We start from the raw sequence: 15,459 nt of genomic DNA on the forward strand, positions 1-15,459 counted from the left end.
GAATGACAAGGCCCCCCAGTACGCGCCGCCACCTTCCGGGCAGCCCCTTCAACGTTCCGGCAAAGCCCGCTCCGCCGGTCGAGCAGTTCGCCGTGGGCGACCGCGTTTCCCATGATCAGTACGGCCTCGGCAGGATCATCGGGGTCGAGGGCGACGAAGCCGTGCTCATCGACTTCGCCGGGCAGCAGGGCCGATTCCTGAGCCCGTTCTCCAAGCTGTCCAAGCTCTGACGTATCCGACTCTTCGGAACCGGCGCCCTGGATTCGGGGGTCGTGTCCACGGCTTCGGAGGCTGACGCCATGAGGCGGCCGGCAGCACGGGAACCCGTGCCGCCGGCCGCCTCTGTCGTATCCGCCCGTCACCCCTCGTGACGCCCCGGATCCCGGTGGCAACCCCTCGCTCGCATGAGCGAGGGACCGTCGTCCTCGGGGAGCCTGTGCCGCAGGCCCTTCTCAGAGCGCCTGTGCCGCCGGCTTGACCATGCCGCGTACCGTCCGCGACTTCACGAAGTCGCCCATGGCCGTCATGTCCCACTCGCCGGAGAACTGGCGGATCAGCTTCGCCATCATCACGCCCGTCTGCGCCTCCGCGTTCGTCAGGTCGAAGCGGACCAGCTCCTCGCCCGTCGCCGCGTCGATGAGGCGGCAGTACGCCTTGGCGACCTCGGTGAACTTCTGGCCCGAGAACGAGTTGACCGTGAACACCAGGCCCGTCACGTCCTGCGGGAGCCGGCCCAGGTCGACGACGATGACCTCGTCGTCCCCGCCGCCCTCGCCCGTGAGGTTGTCGCCGGAGTGCTTGATCGCGCCGTTCACGATCGAGAGCTTGCCGAAGTAGCAGCTGTCCACGTGGTTGCGCTGGGGGCCGAAGGCGATGACCGACGCGTCCAGGTCGATGTCCTTGCCGCGGAACGCGGGCTCCCAGCCGAGACCCATCTTGACCTGCGAGAGCAGCGGCTGCCCGCCCTTGACCAGGGACACTGTCTGGTTCTTCTGGAGGCTGACGCGCCCCTTGTCCAGATTGATCTTCCCGGCGCCCGGAGCGGGGGCCGCGGGCGCGGCGGCCGGAACCGCGGGGGCCGGCGCGGGCGGCGCCACGCGCGGGTCGACCGGGGGAGCCGTCGGCGCGGGCATGGCCTGCACGGGCTGTGCGGGCTGTACCGGCGCGGGGGCCGGGGCCGGGGCCGCGGGCTCCTCGACGCTCACGCCGAAGTCCGTGGCGATGCCCGCCAGGCCGTTCGCATAGCCCTGGCCCACCGCGCGCACCTTCCACGCGCCGTTGCGCAGGTAGATCTCGACGATCACGAGGGCCGTCTCGGTGCCGAGCTGCGGCGGCGTGAACGTGGCGAGCACGGAGCCGTCGTCGACGCCCCTGATCGTGGCCGTGGGCTCGATGCCCTGGAAGGTCTGGCCGGCCGCGTCCGGGCTCGCGGTGACGACGATCTTCTCGATGCCCGGCGGCACGGCGGCCGTGTCCACCACGATCGCGTCCGGTGCCGTGCCGCCGCCCGAGCGGTAGCTCACGCCCGGGCCCGAGGGCTGGTTGTAGAAGATGAAGTCGTCGTCGGAACGCACCTTGCCGTCGGCGGTGAGCAGCAGGCCCGAGACGTCGAGCCGTACCGGGGCGGCGACGTCCACCGCCACGCGGGCGGTGGACAGCGGGATGTTCGAGCCGGGGGTCATAGCGGTCATGCCGGGGTAACGAGCGATACCGCTTTGCCGTTCCCTTACCTGCCGATGACTTCGCACCGATGGCTCAGGGCACCACCACGATCTTGCGCCCCACCCCGGACGCGAACTGGTCGAGCGCCTGCGGATACGCGTCGAGGGGCAGCCGGTCGCTGATGAACACGTCCGGGTCGAGGACACCGCCCGCGAACAGCTCGGCGGCCCGCTCGTAGCTGTGCAGGACGGCCATCGAGCCGGTGATGGTGATCTCCTGGTTGTAGATCCGGTACGGATCGATGGACACGCGCGTGGCGTAGTCCGCGACGCCGAACTGGAGGAACGTCCCCGCCTTCGCGACCCGCTCCAGACCGTCCTGGATCGCGCCCGCGTTGCCCGTCGCGTCGATGACGACGTCCCAGCCCTGCGGCCGGTCGAGCTCGTCCGCGTATCCCCCGGACCCCGAGACGCCCAGCTTCCGGGCGGTGGCGAGCCGGTCCGCGTTCAGGTCCACGACGTCGACGCTCGCGGCGCCGGTCCGCTTGGCGAGCTCCAGCATCATTAGGCCCATCGTCCCGGAGCCGTAGATCAGCACATGGGAGCCGAGGCGCGAGTTCAGTACGTCGTAGCCGCGTACGGCGCACGACAGGGGCTCGATGAGGGCCGCGTCCTCGGTGCGGACGTGGTCGGGGAGGCGTACGCAGTTGGCCACGGGCGCGACGGCGTACTGGGCGGCGCCGCCCGCGGTGGTGACGCCGATCGCGGCCCACCGCTCGCAGAGGTTGTTGTGGCCCGAGCGGCAGTAGCGGCACTCGTAGCAGTAGAGGGACGGGTCGACGGCGACGCGGTCGCCGACCGACACCTCGCGCACGTCACGCCCGAGGCCGACGACCACGCCCGCGAACTCATGACCGGGCACCACCGGCAGGGTCGGCGCGAACTCGCCCTGGAGGATGTGCAGATCGGTGCCGCACAGCCCGCACGCCGCGACCTCCACGACGACGTCGCGCGGTCCTGGCGTGGGGTCGGGGACCTCCGTGACCACTGCCTTGCCGACGGACTCGATGACGGCGGCCTTCATTTCACAGCTCCCAACGACAGGCCCTGGACCAGTTTGTCCTGGGCGGCGAATCCCGCGGCGAGTACCGGCAGGGAGACAACGAGGGACGCGGCGCACACCTTCGCCAGGAACAGGCCCTGGCTCGTGATGAAGCCGGTCAGGAAGACGGGCGCGGTCTGCGCGACGACACCGCTGAGCACGCGCGCGAAGAGGAGTTCGTTCCAGCTGAAGATGAAGCAGATCAGCGCCGTCGCGGCGATGCCCGGCATGGCGATGGGGGCCACCACGCGCGCGAGGAGGGTCGGCAGGCGCGCCCCGTCGATCCGCGCGGCCTCGATGACCGCGATCGGCACCTCGGCGAGGAACGACTGCATCATCCACACCGCGATCGGCAGATTCATCGAGGTGTAGAGGATGACCAGGAGCCAGATGTTGTCGAGCATCCCGGCGTTCTTGGCGAACAGGTAGATCGGCAGGAGGCCCGCCACGACGGGGAGCATCTTCGTCGACAGGAAGAAGAACAGGACGTCGGTCCACTTCTTCACGGGCCGGATCGACAGCGCGTACGCGGCCGGCAGGGCCAGGACCAGCACGAACAGCGTCGAGGCGAGCGAGGCCACCGTCGAGTTGACGAGCGCGGGCCACGGGCTCGCGCCGCCCGCCGTGCCGAAGAAGTCGCGGTAGCCGTCGAGGGTGAGGGACGCCGCGAACGAGGGCGGGTTGGTGGCGGCGTTCTCCTCCGAGTGGAAGGACGTCAGCACCATCCAGGCGATGGGCAGGAAGAACAGGATGCCGGCGAGCCAGGCGACGAGCCCGAGCCCTTTCACACGCGGTGGACGGAGATTCATGCGCGGGACGCCTCCTCGCGGAACAGCGACGACACCACGCGCAGCGCGAACGTCGCGATGATGATCGAGCCGATGACGACCAGGACGCCGGCGGCCGACGCGAGGCCGTTCTCGTGGGCCTGGTAGAAGCTCTGGTAGACGGTGTACGGCAGGTTGGCGGTGCCGAGGCCGCCCGAGGTGATCGTGAAGACGGCGTCGAAGTTCTGCACGATGTACACCGAGCCGAGCAGGGCGCCCAGCTCGAGGTAGCGGCGCAGGTGGGGCAGCGTCAGATACCGGAAGACCTGCCAGTTGCCCGCGCCGTCCATCCGGGCCGCCTCGATGAGTTCGGGAGAGCGCGACTGCAGGCCCGCGAGCAGGATCAGCATCATGAACGGCGTCCACTGCCACACCAGGGCCGTCTCGACGGCGAGCAGCGGGGTGTTGGAGATCCAGTCGGGCTGGGGGCCGCCGACGTAGTGCAGCAGGCCGTTGAGGAGCCCGTACTCGGGGTTGTACAGGACGTGCTTCCACAGCAGCGCGGCAGCGACGGGGACCAGCAGGAACGGCGCGATGAGGAGCGTGCGCACGAGGCCGCGGCCGCGGAACTTCCGGTCGAGGAGCAGCGCGAGGCCGAGTCCGACGACCAGGCTCACGATGACGACCGTCGCGGTCAGCAGGATGGTCGTCAGGACGGACTTGCGCAGGTCCGGGTCGGTGAGCACCTCGCCGTAGTTGGCGAACCAGGTGAAGCGGCGGGCGTCCGGATACAGGGCGTTCCAGTCGAAGAACGAGATCACCAGCGTCGCCACGAAGGGCAGCTGGGTCACCACGATCATGAACACGAGGGCGGGCAGGAGCGGGGCCCTGGTGGCCCAGGCGCGCAGCCGGCCGGGGGACTTGGCGGTGCCCACGCGCGCGTGGGCGACGGGAACGGTCGTGGTCGCGGTCATCGTCCCTCGTACTCCTTCGCGATCTCGTCGGCGAGCTTCTGGGACTTGCTCAGGGCCGTGTCGACCGACTGACGTCCGGCGATGGCCGCGCTGATCTCCTGCGAGACCTTGGTGCCGAGATCGGTGAACTCGGGGATGCCGACGAACTGGATGCCGGGCGCGGGCCGCGGCTGGACGCCCGGGTCGCGGGGGCGGGCCCCTTCGATGGCCGCGCGCGTCACGTCCTGGAAGGCGGCGGCCTCCTTGCGGTACTCCGGGTTGGTGTACGTCGAGGCGCGCTTGCCGGCCGGCACGTTCGACCAGCCGATCTGCCGGCCGACCAGGTTCTCGTAACCCTTGCCCGACGCCCAGGAGACGAACTTCCACGCCTTGTCGGGGTTGCGTGAGGCGTGCTGCACCCCCCAGGCCCAGGTGTAGAGCCAGCCCGAGCTCTCCGTTCTCTCGACCGGCGCGGATACGTAGCCGATCTTGCCCTTGACCGGGGACTTCGCCGATTCGAGCGAACCGGCGGCGGCCGTGGCGTCGTACCACATGGCCGTCTTGCCCTGGGTGAGGTTGTTGAGGCACTCCGCGTAGCCGGACTGGGCCGCTCCGGACTCGCCGTGCTTGCGGACGAGGTCCACGTAGAAGCGGGTCGCCTTCTCGAACCCGGGCGAGGTCAGCTGCGCCTTCCAGTTCTTGTCGAACCAGGTGCCTCCGAAGGTGTTCACCACCGTCGTCAGCGGCGCCATGAGCTCGCCCCAGCCGGGCAGGCCGCGCAGACAGATGCCCTTCATCCCGGGCTCGGCGCCGTCCGCCTTCGCGGCGAGGTCGGCGACCTGCTGCCAGGTGGGGTGCGCGGGCATGCGCAGGCCCTTCTTGGCGAAGACGTCCTTGCGGTACATGAGGAAGGACGACTCGCCGTAGAACGGCTGGCCGTAGAGCTTCCCGTCGTCCCCGGTGAGCGACTCGCGCATCGGCTTGAGGATGTCCCGCTCGTCGTACGCGGTGTCCTTGCGCGCGTACGAACCGAGCTCGTGCAGCCAGCCGTTGCGGGCGTAGATCGGTATCTCGTAGTTGCTCAGCGTCGCGACGTCGTACTGGCCCGCCTGGTTGGCGAAGTCCTGGCTGATCTTGTCGCGGACGTCGTTCTCCGGCAGGACGGTGAAGTTCACCTTGATGCCGGTCTCCTTGGTGAAGTGCGCGGCGGTCAGCTTCTGCAACTCGGTCATCTGCGGGTTGTTCACCATCAGGACGTTGATGGAGTCACCGCCCGAGCCGGTCCCGCCGGCACCGGCCCAGCAGCCGGAGAGCAGCGGGGCGAGCAGCGTCCCTGCGGCGGCCGCGGCGCACAGCGCGCGCGGCCTCCGTCGGCTCTGGGTTCGCATGAATGCTCCTGAACGTATGAGGCAAATGGTGAGGAAAGGGGTACGCCGGGGTGTGCGGAACCCGTCGGCGTACGCAGGCAGGGGTGTCAGACGCGGATGACCTGGGGCCCCTGCAACGCATAGCGGTGAGCCTCGGACGCGGGCAGCTGCGTGCTGGTCACGATCGCCTCCAGCGAGGAGACCGGCGCGAACCGGCAGAAGCTGACCGCCCCGAACTTGGTGTGCACACCCGCGAACACCGTGCGCCGGGAGGCCCGCACGGCCTGCGCCTTGACCTCGCTGACCGCGGGGTCGGGCGTGGTCAGGCCGTGCTCGCGCGAGATGCCGTTGGCGCCGATGAACGCCAGGTCGATCACGAACCCGGCGAGCATCTTCGTCGTCCAGTGGTCGACCGTGGCCAGCGTGCCGGACCGCACCCTGCCGCCGAGCAGCAGCACCGTCGTGTTCTCCGCCTCGGCGAGTGCGCCCGCCGTGGCCAGCGACGCGGTGACCACGGTGAGCTGCCGGTCCCGCGGCAGGGCCTCGGCGATGAGCTGGGGCGTGAACCCCTCGTCGACGAAGACGGTCTCCGCGTCCCCGAGCAGCTCGGCCGCCGCGGCGGCGATCCGGCGCTTCTCCGGGACGTGCATGGTGGTGCGGAAGGCGAGCGTCGTCTCGAACCCGGCGCTCTCCACGGGATAGGCGCCGCCGTGCGTGCGCCGCACCAGGCCGTGGTCCTCCAGGGCCCGCAGGTCGCGCCGCACGGTCTCCTTCGCGACGCCGAGTTCGGCCGCGAGCACGGTGACGTCGACGGAGCCGCTGCGGCGTGCGGCGCGCACGATCTCCCGCTGGCGTTCCTCCGCGCTCATGCTGTGCACCTCTCTGTGCGGTTCTGGCTGTGCGTTGCGGGCCGTGGGGGCCTGCCCGGTGTCCGGTCCCGCCGCCCGTTCGGGCCCGTGCGGTGACTCTGGGAAATTTGTACAGCGGGCCCGCGGCCGTGACCAGGTTCGTTACCGGTCCGATGCTGCCCGTCTGTGCCCGTTCACACCGGCGCCTGCCCGCCGCGGACCTGGGGCGGTGTGCGCAAGCGGGCACGGCGATGCCCGTTCGGGGCGCCGCGGCCGCCCGTTCGCTGCCCGCCTGCCGCGTTCGCTTTGCGTCAAGGAGTGCCGAGAAGGCGTCAACAGTGCGTCATCGGCGGGGCCGGAGTGGGGGCGGGCGGGCATAACGTCACTGCCGAAGCACTCTTTCGTCAGCACGCTTCCGTCAGCACTCTTCTGTCACCACCCAGGAGCAGCCGTGAACGACCGCATCGAAGCCGACGACGCCGAGCCCTGCGAACCCACCCCGGCCGGACCCCTGTTCGTCCCCGTCCGGCCGGGACCCGGGCCCTGCGCGACCCGCCTCTTCCGTACCGCGTGCGGCGGCCGCACCGCCGTCGGCTTCACCAGCGAGCGCCTCCTCGTCGACGTGCTCGGCCCCGGCCAGCCGTGGATCAGGCTCGCCGAACCCGCCCTGCGGGCCCTCACGGGACCGGTGGGCGTCACCGAGCTCACCGTCGACCCGCGCCCGGCGGCCGCGCCCGCCGGCCACCGCGGCTGAAGGGGCCGGTCCACATGGCCGTCACGACCGTAGCCACCGCCATCCCGGCCCAGGCGCCGGACGATCTCTCCGTCTGGCCCGCCACCACCGTCCGGGGCCCGCACGGCGACCCGACCGTCTCCGGGGTCGAACTCCTCGATGTGGCCGAGCAGTTCGGCACCCCCGTCTACGTACTCGACGAGACGGACGTGCGTGAACGCTGCCGCGCCTACCGCAGCGCCTTCCCCGGCGCCGACGTCCTCTACGCGGCCAAGGCCTTCCTGTGCCGCGCGATGGTCCACTGGGTCCACGAGGAGGGCCTCGGGCTCGACGTGTGCTCGGCGGGCGAGCTGGAACTCGCCGTCATCGCGGGCCTGCCGCCCGAGCGGATCGTCTTCCACGGCAACGCCAAGAGCCCCGAAGACCTGCGCGCGGCCCTGCGGCACGGCGTGGGGCGCATCGTCGTCGACTCGACCTCCGAGATCGCCCGCCTCGCCGCGTACGTCCCCCAGGGCACCCGGCAGCGCGTCATGGCGCGCGTCGTGCCGGGCGTCGCCGCGGGCGGGCATGCCGCGATCCGCACCGGGACGGACGACCAGAAGTTCGGCCTGTCCATCGCCGACGGCTCCGCGATGCACGCCGTGACACGCCTCGCCGAGCAGCCGGGGCTCGAGCTGACCGGACTGCAGTGCCACATCGGCTCGCAGATCGACACCGTGAAGCCGTACGTCGTCGCAGTGCGGCACCTCGTCGGCCTGATGGCCCGCATCCGCGACCGGCACGGGATCACCCTGCCCGAACTCGACATCGGCGGCGGCCACGCGGTCGCCCACCGGCCGGGCGAGCACCCGCTCGACGTGCCGGAGCTGGCCCGCCGCGTGCGCCGCGAACTCGCCGACGCCTGCGCCCAGTCGGACCTTCCCGTGCCGCGCCTCGCCGTCGAGCCGGGCCGCGCCGTCGTCGCCCGCGCGGGCGTGGCCCTGTACCGGGTGCTCGCCGTGAAGCGCACCGGCGCCCGCGTCTTCGTCGCCGTCGACGGAGGCATGAGCGACAACCCGAGGCCCGCGCTCTACGGCGTCCGTTACGCGCCCCGCCTCGTCGGCAGGCGCTCCACGGCGGCCATGCGCCCCTTCACGGTCGTCGGCCGGCACTGCGAGGCGGGCGACGTCCTGGCCTCGGACGTGCCGCTGCCGGACGACGTACGGCCCGGGGACCTCCTCGCCGTGCCCGTGGCGGGCGCCTACCACCTGTCGATGGCGTCCGGCTACAACCTGGTCGGACGGCCGCCCGTCGTCGCCGTGGCGGACGGGCGGGCCAGGCTCCTGGTGCGCCGCGAGTCGGCCGAGGACCTCAGGAGCCGCGACGTAGGGCTCTGAACCGCCGCCTCAGTACGGCCAGACGGGCGGGTTCGTCACGAAGTGCCCGCCCATCCGCGTGTGGTCGGGGTTCTCCGGGTCCAGCTCGCCGAACTCGGCGAGCAGCTTCTTTGCGAACTGCTCCGAGTCGTCCTGCGGTTCGTAACCGAGCGCCCGCGCGGAGGACAGGTCCCACCACACGCGGGTGTTGTCGGACGAGCCGTAGACGACGGTGTGCCCGACGCCCTCGGCCCTGATCGCGGCGTCGAAGAGCCTCGCGCCGTCGCCCGGGCTCAGCCACACGGACATCATCCGTACGTTCGTCGGCTCCATGAAGCACGACCCGATGCGCACGGACACGGTCTCCTGGCCGAACTTGTCCCAGTAGAACTGCGCGAGGTCCTCGCCGAACGACTTCGACAGGCCGTAGTAGGTGTCGGGGCGGCGGGGCGTGTCGACGGGCACGCGGGGGTCACTGTCCGTGGGGCGGGGCGTGTAGCCGATCGCGTGGTTCGACGAGGCGAACACGATGCGGCGCACGCCTTCCTCACGCGCGGCCTCGTAGAGGTTGTAGAGCCCTTCGATGTTCGCCTTGAGGATCTTGTCGAAGGTGGACTCCAGGGAGATGCCCGCGAGATGGACGATCGCGTCGACGCCGCGCACGGCCTCGCGCAGGGCGTCCCGGTCGGCGAGGTCGGCCGTGATCGCGTCCGGCTCGCCCTCGATCGGCCGGGCGTCTAGGAGGCGCAGCTCGTAGCCGTAGGCCGGAAGCAGTCCGCGCATCAGGGTGCCGAGGCCGCCGGCGGCTCCGGTGAGCAGGACGGTGCGGGGAGCGGGCATGCGGGAGTCTCCTCGAATAGTCAGCCAGATGGCCGTATTCATGCACGGTATTCACATCCGTGGACACGCTAAGGATTGCCGCCGGGCGCAGTCAAGTCTCCCGCGGAGGCTCGAAATCCGCTGCCAGGATGGGAGTTAGCGTGCTTGACCCACGCCCTGGGGGCGGATTAGCGTGAGCGCGTTCAGAAATATAGACGTAAATCAGAACCGTGCACGCCAAGGGAGAGCCCGTGACGTCAGCCCCTCTCGCCGCTCGACTCAGCATCCCCAGCGGGCCGCTGTTCTTCCCGGTCACCGCCTTCGGATCCGACGGCACCCTCGACCTCGACACCTTCCGCACCCATGTGCGCCAGGGCGTCGAGGCCGGGGCCGCCGCGGTCTTCGCGTGCTGCGGAACGGGCGAGTTCCACGCCCTGACCCCCGAGGAGTTCCAGGCGTGCGTGGCCGCGGCCGTCGAGGAGACCGCGGGACGGGTGCCGGTCGTCGGGGGCGCCGGGTACGGCACGGCCCTCGCTGTGCGCTACGCGCGCCTCGCCGAGGAAGCCGGCGCCGACGGGCTCCTCGCGATGCCGCCCTACCTCGTGGTCGCCGGCCAGGAGGGCCTGCTGCGCCACTACTCCGAGCTGGCCGACGCGACCTCCCTGGAGGTCATCGTCTACCAGCGCGACAACGCGGTGTTCACGCCCGCGACCGTCGTCGCCCTCGCCCGCCACCCGAAGATCCTCGGTCTCAAGGACGGCCTCGGCGACCTCGACCTCCTCCAGCGCACCATCAGCGCCGTACGCGCCGAGGGACTCACCGACTTCCTCTACTTCAACGGCCTGCCCACCGCCGAACTCACCGGCCTCGCCTACCGAGGCATCGGCATCGGCCTCTACTCGTCCGCCGTGTTCTGCTTCGCGCCCGACATCGCCCTCGCCTTCCACACGGCCCTGCGCACCGGCGACGACGCCACCGCCAACCGCCTCCTCGACGGCTTCTACCGGCCACTCGTCGAACTCCGCAACGAGGGCCGCGGCTACGCCGTCTCCCTCGTCAAGGCCGGCGTCCGGCTGACCGGCCTCGACGTCGGCGAGGTCCGCCCGCCCCTGCACGAGCCCACCGACGAGCACGTCAAGCGGCTCGCCGGCATCGTCGAGCGCGGCCGCGCGCTCCTGGCGGAGACGGGGGACCAGGCGTGAGGGCATCCGCCTTCGTCTACCCCTGGGACGTCAACGGCGACCCCGAAGCCGCCGGCCGCATCGCCGGCCTCGGCGTCCAGCAGGTCACCCTGGCCTCCGCCTACCACTCCACCCGCGCCCTGACCCCCCGTCACCCGAGCCACCGCGTCGTGACGGCCGAACACGCCGCGGTCCTCTACCCGCCGGGCGACCGCTGGCAGGGACGGGACCTGCGGCCGTACGAGGCGGGGGACTGGGCACCCGGCGACGCCTTCGGGCAGGCCGCCGACGCGCTCGCGGGCGCCGGGCTCGACGTCCACACCTGGGTCGTCCTCGCCCACAACTCCCGCCTGGGTGCGGAAAGCCCGAACACCTCCGTCGTCAACGCCTACGGCGACCGCTACCCGTGGGCCCCCTGCATCGCACAGCCCGCCACGCGCGCGTACCTCGTCGACCTGGCGGCGGAGGCGGCCGTGCGGCCCGGCGCGAAGGGCACCGAACTCGAATCCCTCGGCTGGTACGGGCTCGCGCATCTGCACGCCCACGACAAGACCGCGGGCGTCGGTCTGGGGGAAGCGGGCCAGTACCTGATGTCGCTCTGCTTCTGCCCGTCGTGCCGCGACGGATACGGCCGACAGGGCCTGGACGTCGAGGGGTTGGCGGCCGACGTCCGGCGCGCGCTCGAACCCCTGTGGCGCGGGCACGGCACCCCGGACGGTGGCTGGGCGGCAGTGGAGAAGCTGCTCGGGGCGCGCGCGGCGGCGGGCACGCGCGCGTGGCGCGACGGCGTCGCCCGTAGCCTCCAGGAGGACGCAGTCGCCGCGGTCCGTGCGCAGGCCCCGGACGGTTTCCGCATCCTGCTGCACGCCGACCCGGCGTCGTACCACTGCGGGGCGAACGCGGGCGTGGACCCGGCGCACATCCTCGCGGTCGCGGACGGCGTGGTCGTGCCGTGCACGGGCGGCGCGGAACTGATAGCTCCCTTCGCCGCTCAGGGCAGGGGAGTGGTGGCCGCCAACCTCACCGTGGTCGCCGGGATGGGCGGCAGCCCCGGCACGCTCGCCGCCGACGCCCGGCACGCGGCCGAGCTGGGTGCGAACGAACTGCGGCTCTATCACGCGGGGTTGGCGTCGGACAGCGATCTGAAGCTGATCGCGGAGGGCCTGTCGGACCTCGCCTGAAAGCGGTTACCATCCGCGCACCACAATCGACGCTTCCTACGGAGGGGACACGAGGTGCGCGTGCGTAACCAGGGGCGGGGCCAGGGTCGCAGACAGGTTCGGAGTCAGGGGGCAGCCGCGCTGCTGTGCGCGGGGGTGATGGCGGGCGCGGCGGTGCTCGGCGGGACGGTTCCCGCGGCGGCGGCGCAGGGGGACGTGGCCGGTGCCGTCGCCGAACAGGAGGACATCCAGGCCCAGTTGGCGGCCATCCCGGGCATGTCGGTCGTCTCGGTGACCGACAAGGAGGGCTACCCCTTCTATACGCTCACGTACGCGCAGCCGGTCGACCACAGCAACCCGAAGGCCGGCACGTTCACGCAGCGCCTCACGCTCTGGCACAAGGCGGCCGCCAAGCCCACCGTCTTCTACACCGGCGGCTACACGCTCTCCTCCAGCACCCGCGAGATCACCAAGCTGCTCGACGCCAACCAGGTCTCCATCGAGCACCGCTACTTCGCCGAGTCCCGCCCCAAGGGCGCGGCGGGCGACGACTGGTCCAAGCTCACGGTCTGGCAGGAGGCCGGCGACGAGCACCGTGTCACGCAGGCCCTGCGCACCATCGAGAAGGGCAAGTGGCTCGGCACGGGCGGCAGCAAGGGCGGCATGACCGCCACGTACCACGAGCGGTTCTACCCGGACGACCTCGACGCGGTCGTCGCCTTCGTCGCGCCGAACGACGCGAACAACAACGACGACAGCGGCTACGAGGACTTCTTCAAGACCGTCGGCACGCCCGAGTGCCGTGCCGCCCTGAACGCCGTGCAGCGAGAGATGCTGGTGCGCCGCGACACCCTCATCCCCAAGTTCGAAGCCGACGCGGCGGCGGCCGGTGACACGTTCGAGGAGACCCTCGGAACCACCGACAGGGCCTACGAGTTCGCCGTGCTCGACCAGGTGTGGAACTTCTGGCAGAGCGGCACGATCGACGACTGCCCGACCGTGCCCGACGCCAAGAAGGCCACCGACGACGAGCTCTACACCTGGTCGAAGGGGCACGGCTTCAGCGTCTACCAGGATGAGACCCTCGGCACGAACGGCACCGGGCCCTACTACCGGCAGGCCGCCACCCAACTCGGCTGGGCCGACCTCAAGTTCAAGCACCTCAAGGACGTCCGCCACTACCCGGACATCTACCAGCCCAACTCGGTCCTGCCCGCCGCGATGCGCGGCACCTACGACGGCTCCGCGATCTCCGGCGTCGACAAGTGGGTCAGGACGCGCGGCGAGCGGATGATGTTCGTGTACGGGCAGAACGACCCGTGGAGCGCCGAGAAGTTCACCCCGAGCAGGCACGACTCGTACCGCTACGTCGTGCCCGGCTCCAACCACGGCGCGTCCATCGCCAAGCTGCCCGCCGCCGAGCAGGCCGAGGCGATCGCCACCGTCAAGCGCTGGGCCGGCGTGCAGTAGGCGTCCCGAAAGACCCGTGCAGTGGGAGTCATGGCAGGTCAGCGTGGCTCTAGGGTCCCGGTCGCGGAATCGTGCGGACGCCTTGGGGCGGGGCGGCGATGATTTCCGGCCGGGGCCGGGGTCTACCTCTCATATAGACCCCGCACAGGTCACACCTGTCCGTACGTGAGGAGCCCCGCATGACCGACGCGACCGATCAGACCGGCCCGGCCGTCCCGATGGTGGACTTCGGCCCCCAGACCCGCCTCATCGCGCGCCTGGCGGACGGCGTGGGCGAGGACCAGCTGGGCCTTGCCACCCCGTGTCCGGAGTACGCGGTGCACAACCTGCTCGGGCACGTCCTCGGACTGACCGTCGCCTTCCGCGACGCCGGGCGCAAGGACCTGGGCCCGACGACCGACACGAACCCCGGAGCGTCCCTGCCCGACATCACGGACGGCTGGCGCGACACGCTGGCCAAGGCGCTCGACGAACTCGCGGAGACGTGGCGCGACCCGCAGGCCTGGCAGGGCATGACCCGCGCGGGCGGCGTCGACCTGCCCGGCGGGGTGGCGGGCCTCGTCGCCCTGGACGAACTGGTCGTGCACGGCTGGGACCTGGCGAGGGCCACGGGCCAGGAGTACGCCCCCGACGAGGCCGCCCTGAACGCCGCCCAGGCGTTCCTCGCCCAGGCCACGGGCCCGGACCGCCCGCCCATCTTCGGCCCCGTGGTCCCCGTCCCGGACGAGGCGCCGCTTCTGGACCGGGTCGTGGGGCTGAGCGGCCGCGAACCGCAGTGGAGGCCCGCTCCCTGAACCCCGTCCACCCACTCGGCGCGCACCGTAGGGTGCCCGGATGGCGCTCACTCTCACCGTCCTCGGCACCGCATCGCCCCACCCGCGGCCCGGACACCCCTGCTCCGGATACCTCCTGGCGGCAGGGGACGTACGGGTCTGGGTGGACGCGGGCCCCGGCACGTTCGCCGCACTTCAGCGGCACACCACCCCGGAGGCGCTGACCGCTGTCTGGATCTCGCACCTGCACTCCGACCACTGGGCCGACCTCATCGCGGCGGAGGCCGGCATCGGTGACGGCGGCCTCACCGTGCCCGCGCCCCTGCCGGTCCACGCCCCTGCGGGTTGCGCGCGGAGGCTGGCCGGGTTCTTCGGAAGCGACGACCCGTCGCAGCTCGCGGCGGTCTTCGACTTCCGCGACCTGGGCGACGGACACCGGGCAGACCTGGGCGGCGGCCTGGTACTGGAGAGCAGGCGCGTCGCGCACGGGGGAGTGGAGGCGTACGGACTGCGCGCCGAGTACGAGGGTGTGGTCTTCGCCTACTCCGGGGACACCGGCCCTTGCCCCGAGCTGACCGAACTCGCCGCAGGCGCCGACCTGTTCCTGTGCGAGGCCGACATCGACCGGCAGCGGGACGGTGAGCCGGTCCATCTGACCCCGGAGGACGCGGGGGCCGTCGCGAGGGCGGCGGGCGTCGGGGAGCTGGTGATCACCCATGTCGGCCCCACGCTCACCGCCGAGGCGGCGACGGCCCGCGCTGCGGCGGTCTTCGGCGGCCGGACGTCGCAGGCCCGCGAGGGAGACGTTCTCCGCCTCCGTCGGAAGCGCTGACGAATCACCTGTGCGCCGCCCGCACGGCACGAGCGCGGATACGGCGTGCTCTACGGCGAGCAGATCACCCCGGTCGGCGCCACCGGCACACGGAATTTCATCCCAGATGCCACAGCGCGTACGTGGCGAGAAGCATGAGCAGCCCGGCGAGTGCCATGAGCGCGCCCAGGAAACGGAGATAGCCGGGCGTGCCGAAGATGGTCGGGGACGCGTCGAGACGGCCCATGGCCGCCCAGGTGTCCGCGTTCTTCCGGAGAATCCGTTCGGATCTCCGGGTCGTGATGCCACGGATGTCAAACGCCCAGTTCACACCGCACCACAGGGCGGCGAGGCCACCCAGCAGGAAGACGACGAGCATGACCGGCGAGGTGCCGTCCGACCCTGCGGCGAGAAGGAATCCATCAGTCAATTTCTGTTTTTCCTTAATCGGCGCTGGCG

Annotated in this window: 16 protein-coding genes; 8 read left to right on the forward strand and 8 right to left on the reverse strand. The window is 71.3% G+C overall.

Features of this window, described 5'->3' with window-relative positions:
- Positions 1–2 precede the first annotated feature (2 nt).
- Positions 3–230 (forward strand): CarD family transcriptional regulator, encoded by a 228-nt coding sequence (locus OHA58_RS28000; RefSeq protein WP_116502770.1) that lies wholly within the window; start codon positions 3–5, stop codon positions 228–230.
- 222 nt (positions 231–452) lie between these two features.
- Here the strand turns inward: OHA58_RS28000 and OHA58_RS28005 are convergent, their stop codons facing one another.
- The 6 genes from OHA58_RS28005 to OHA58_RS28030 form a co-directional block, all read right to left on the reverse strand.
- Positions 453–1,682 (reverse strand): TerD family protein, encoded by a 1,230-nt coding sequence (locus tag OHA58_RS28005; protein WP_405485214.1) that lies wholly within the window; start codon positions 1,680–1,682, stop codon positions 453–455.
- A gap of 73 nt (positions 1,683–1,755) precedes the next feature.
- Entirely contained in the window at positions 1,756–2,745 is a 990-nt protein-coding gene (locus tag OHA58_RS28010; protein ID WP_405482203.1) for a zinc-dependent alcohol dehydrogenase family protein, read from the reverse strand.
- The gene (locus OHA58_RS28015) at positions 2,742–3,572 is read right to left on the reverse strand and encodes a carbohydrate ABC transporter permease (protein WP_405482205.1); all 831 of its coding nucleotides are present in this window, start codon (positions 3,570–3,572) and stop codon (positions 2,742–2,744) included. The genes OHA58_RS28010 and OHA58_RS28015 overlap by 4 nt, the downstream gene beginning before the upstream one ends.
- The gene (locus tag OHA58_RS28020) at positions 3,569–4,504 is read right to left on the reverse strand and encodes a carbohydrate ABC transporter permease (protein ID WP_375995572.1); all 936 of its coding nucleotides are present in this window, start codon (positions 4,502–4,504) and stop codon (positions 3,569–3,571) included. The genes OHA58_RS28015 and OHA58_RS28020 overlap by 4 nt, the downstream gene beginning before the upstream one ends.
- A complete protein-coding gene (locus OHA58_RS28025; protein ID WP_405482207.1) occupies positions 4,501–5,871 on the reverse strand; it encodes an ABC transporter substrate-binding protein in 1,371 nt (456 codons plus the stop codon). The genes OHA58_RS28020 and OHA58_RS28025 overlap by 4 nt, the downstream gene beginning before the upstream one ends.
- Positions 5,872–5,957: 86 nt before the next feature.
- A complete protein-coding gene (locus OHA58_RS28030; protein ID WP_405482208.1) occupies positions 5,958–6,719 on the reverse strand; it encodes a DeoR/GlpR family DNA-binding transcription regulator in 762 nt (253 codons plus the stop codon).
- A gap of 430 nt (positions 6,720–7,149) precedes the next feature.
- On the opposite strand from OHA58_RS28030, the gene OHA58_RS28035 reads away from it, so the two are divergent.
- Together OHA58_RS28035 and lysA are read left to right on the forward strand one after the other, a co-directional pair.
- Complete coding sequence (locus tag OHA58_RS28035) at positions 7,150–7,452, forward strand: SAV_915 family protein (protein WP_405482210.1); 303 nt, start codon at positions 7,150–7,152, stop codon at positions 7,450–7,452.
- A 14-nt stretch (positions 7,453–7,466) separates the two neighbouring features.
- A complete protein-coding gene (lysA, locus tag OHA58_RS28040) occupies positions 7,467–8,807 on the forward strand; it encodes a diaminopimelate decarboxylase (RefSeq protein WP_405482211.1) in 1,341 nt (446 codons plus the stop codon).
- Between the two features lie 9 nt (positions 8,808–8,816).
- Here lysA and OHA58_RS28045 read toward each other — a convergent pair whose 3' ends face one another.
- Positions 8,817–9,626, reverse strand: a complete 810-nt coding sequence (locus OHA58_RS28045) for an NAD-dependent epimerase/dehydratase family protein (RefSeq protein ID WP_405482213.1) — start codon at positions 9,624–9,626, stop codon at positions 8,817–8,819.
- A gap of 230 nt (positions 9,627–9,856) precedes the next feature.
- On the opposite strand from OHA58_RS28045, the gene OHA58_RS28050 reads away from it, so the two are divergent.
- From OHA58_RS28050 to OHA58_RS28070, 5 genes are all read left to right on the forward strand, one after another.
- On the forward strand, positions 9,857–10,807 hold the full coding sequence (locus tag OHA58_RS28050; RefSeq protein WP_405482214.1) for a 5-dehydro-4-deoxyglucarate dehydratase: 951 nt from the start codon (positions 9,857–9,859) through the stop codon (positions 10,805–10,807).
- Positions 10,804–11,967 (forward strand): hypothetical protein, encoded by a 1,164-nt coding sequence (locus OHA58_RS28055; protein ID WP_405482215.1) that lies wholly within the window; start codon positions 10,804–10,806, stop codon positions 11,965–11,967. Before OHA58_RS28050 ends, OHA58_RS28055 begins: the two co-directional genes overlap by 4 nt.
- A gap of 54 nt (positions 11,968–12,021) precedes the next feature.
- Positions 12,022–13,416: a S28 family serine protease gene (locus OHA58_RS28060; RefSeq protein ID WP_405482216.1), complete on the forward strand. Its 1,395-nt coding sequence runs from the start codon at positions 12,022–12,024 to the stop codon at positions 13,414–13,416.
- Between the two features lie 179 nt (positions 13,417–13,595).
- On the forward strand, positions 13,596–14,210 hold the full coding sequence (locus OHA58_RS28065) for a TIGR03086 family metal-binding protein (protein WP_405482218.1): 615 nt from the start codon (positions 13,596–13,598) through the stop codon (positions 14,208–14,210).
- Between the two features lie 40 nt (positions 14,211–14,250).
- Positions 14,251–15,021 (forward strand): MBL fold metallo-hydrolase, encoded by a 771-nt coding sequence (locus OHA58_RS28070; RefSeq protein WP_405482220.1) that lies wholly within the window; start codon positions 14,251–14,253, stop codon positions 15,019–15,021.
- A 97-nt stretch (positions 15,022–15,118) separates the two neighbouring features.
- On the opposite strand, the gene OHA58_RS28075 is transcribed toward OHA58_RS28070, so the two are convergent.
- The gene (locus tag OHA58_RS28075; protein ID WP_405482221.1) at positions 15,119–15,430 is read right to left on the reverse strand and encodes a hypothetical protein; all 312 of its coding nucleotides are present in this window, start codon (positions 15,428–15,430) and stop codon (positions 15,119–15,121) included.
- Positions 15,431–15,459 lie beyond the last annotated feature (29 nt).

The organism is Streptomyces sp. NBC_00009 (assembly GCF_045040855.1).
GTDB lineage: Bacteria > Actinomycetota > Actinomycetes > Streptomycetales > Streptomycetaceae > Streptomyces > Streptomyces aureus.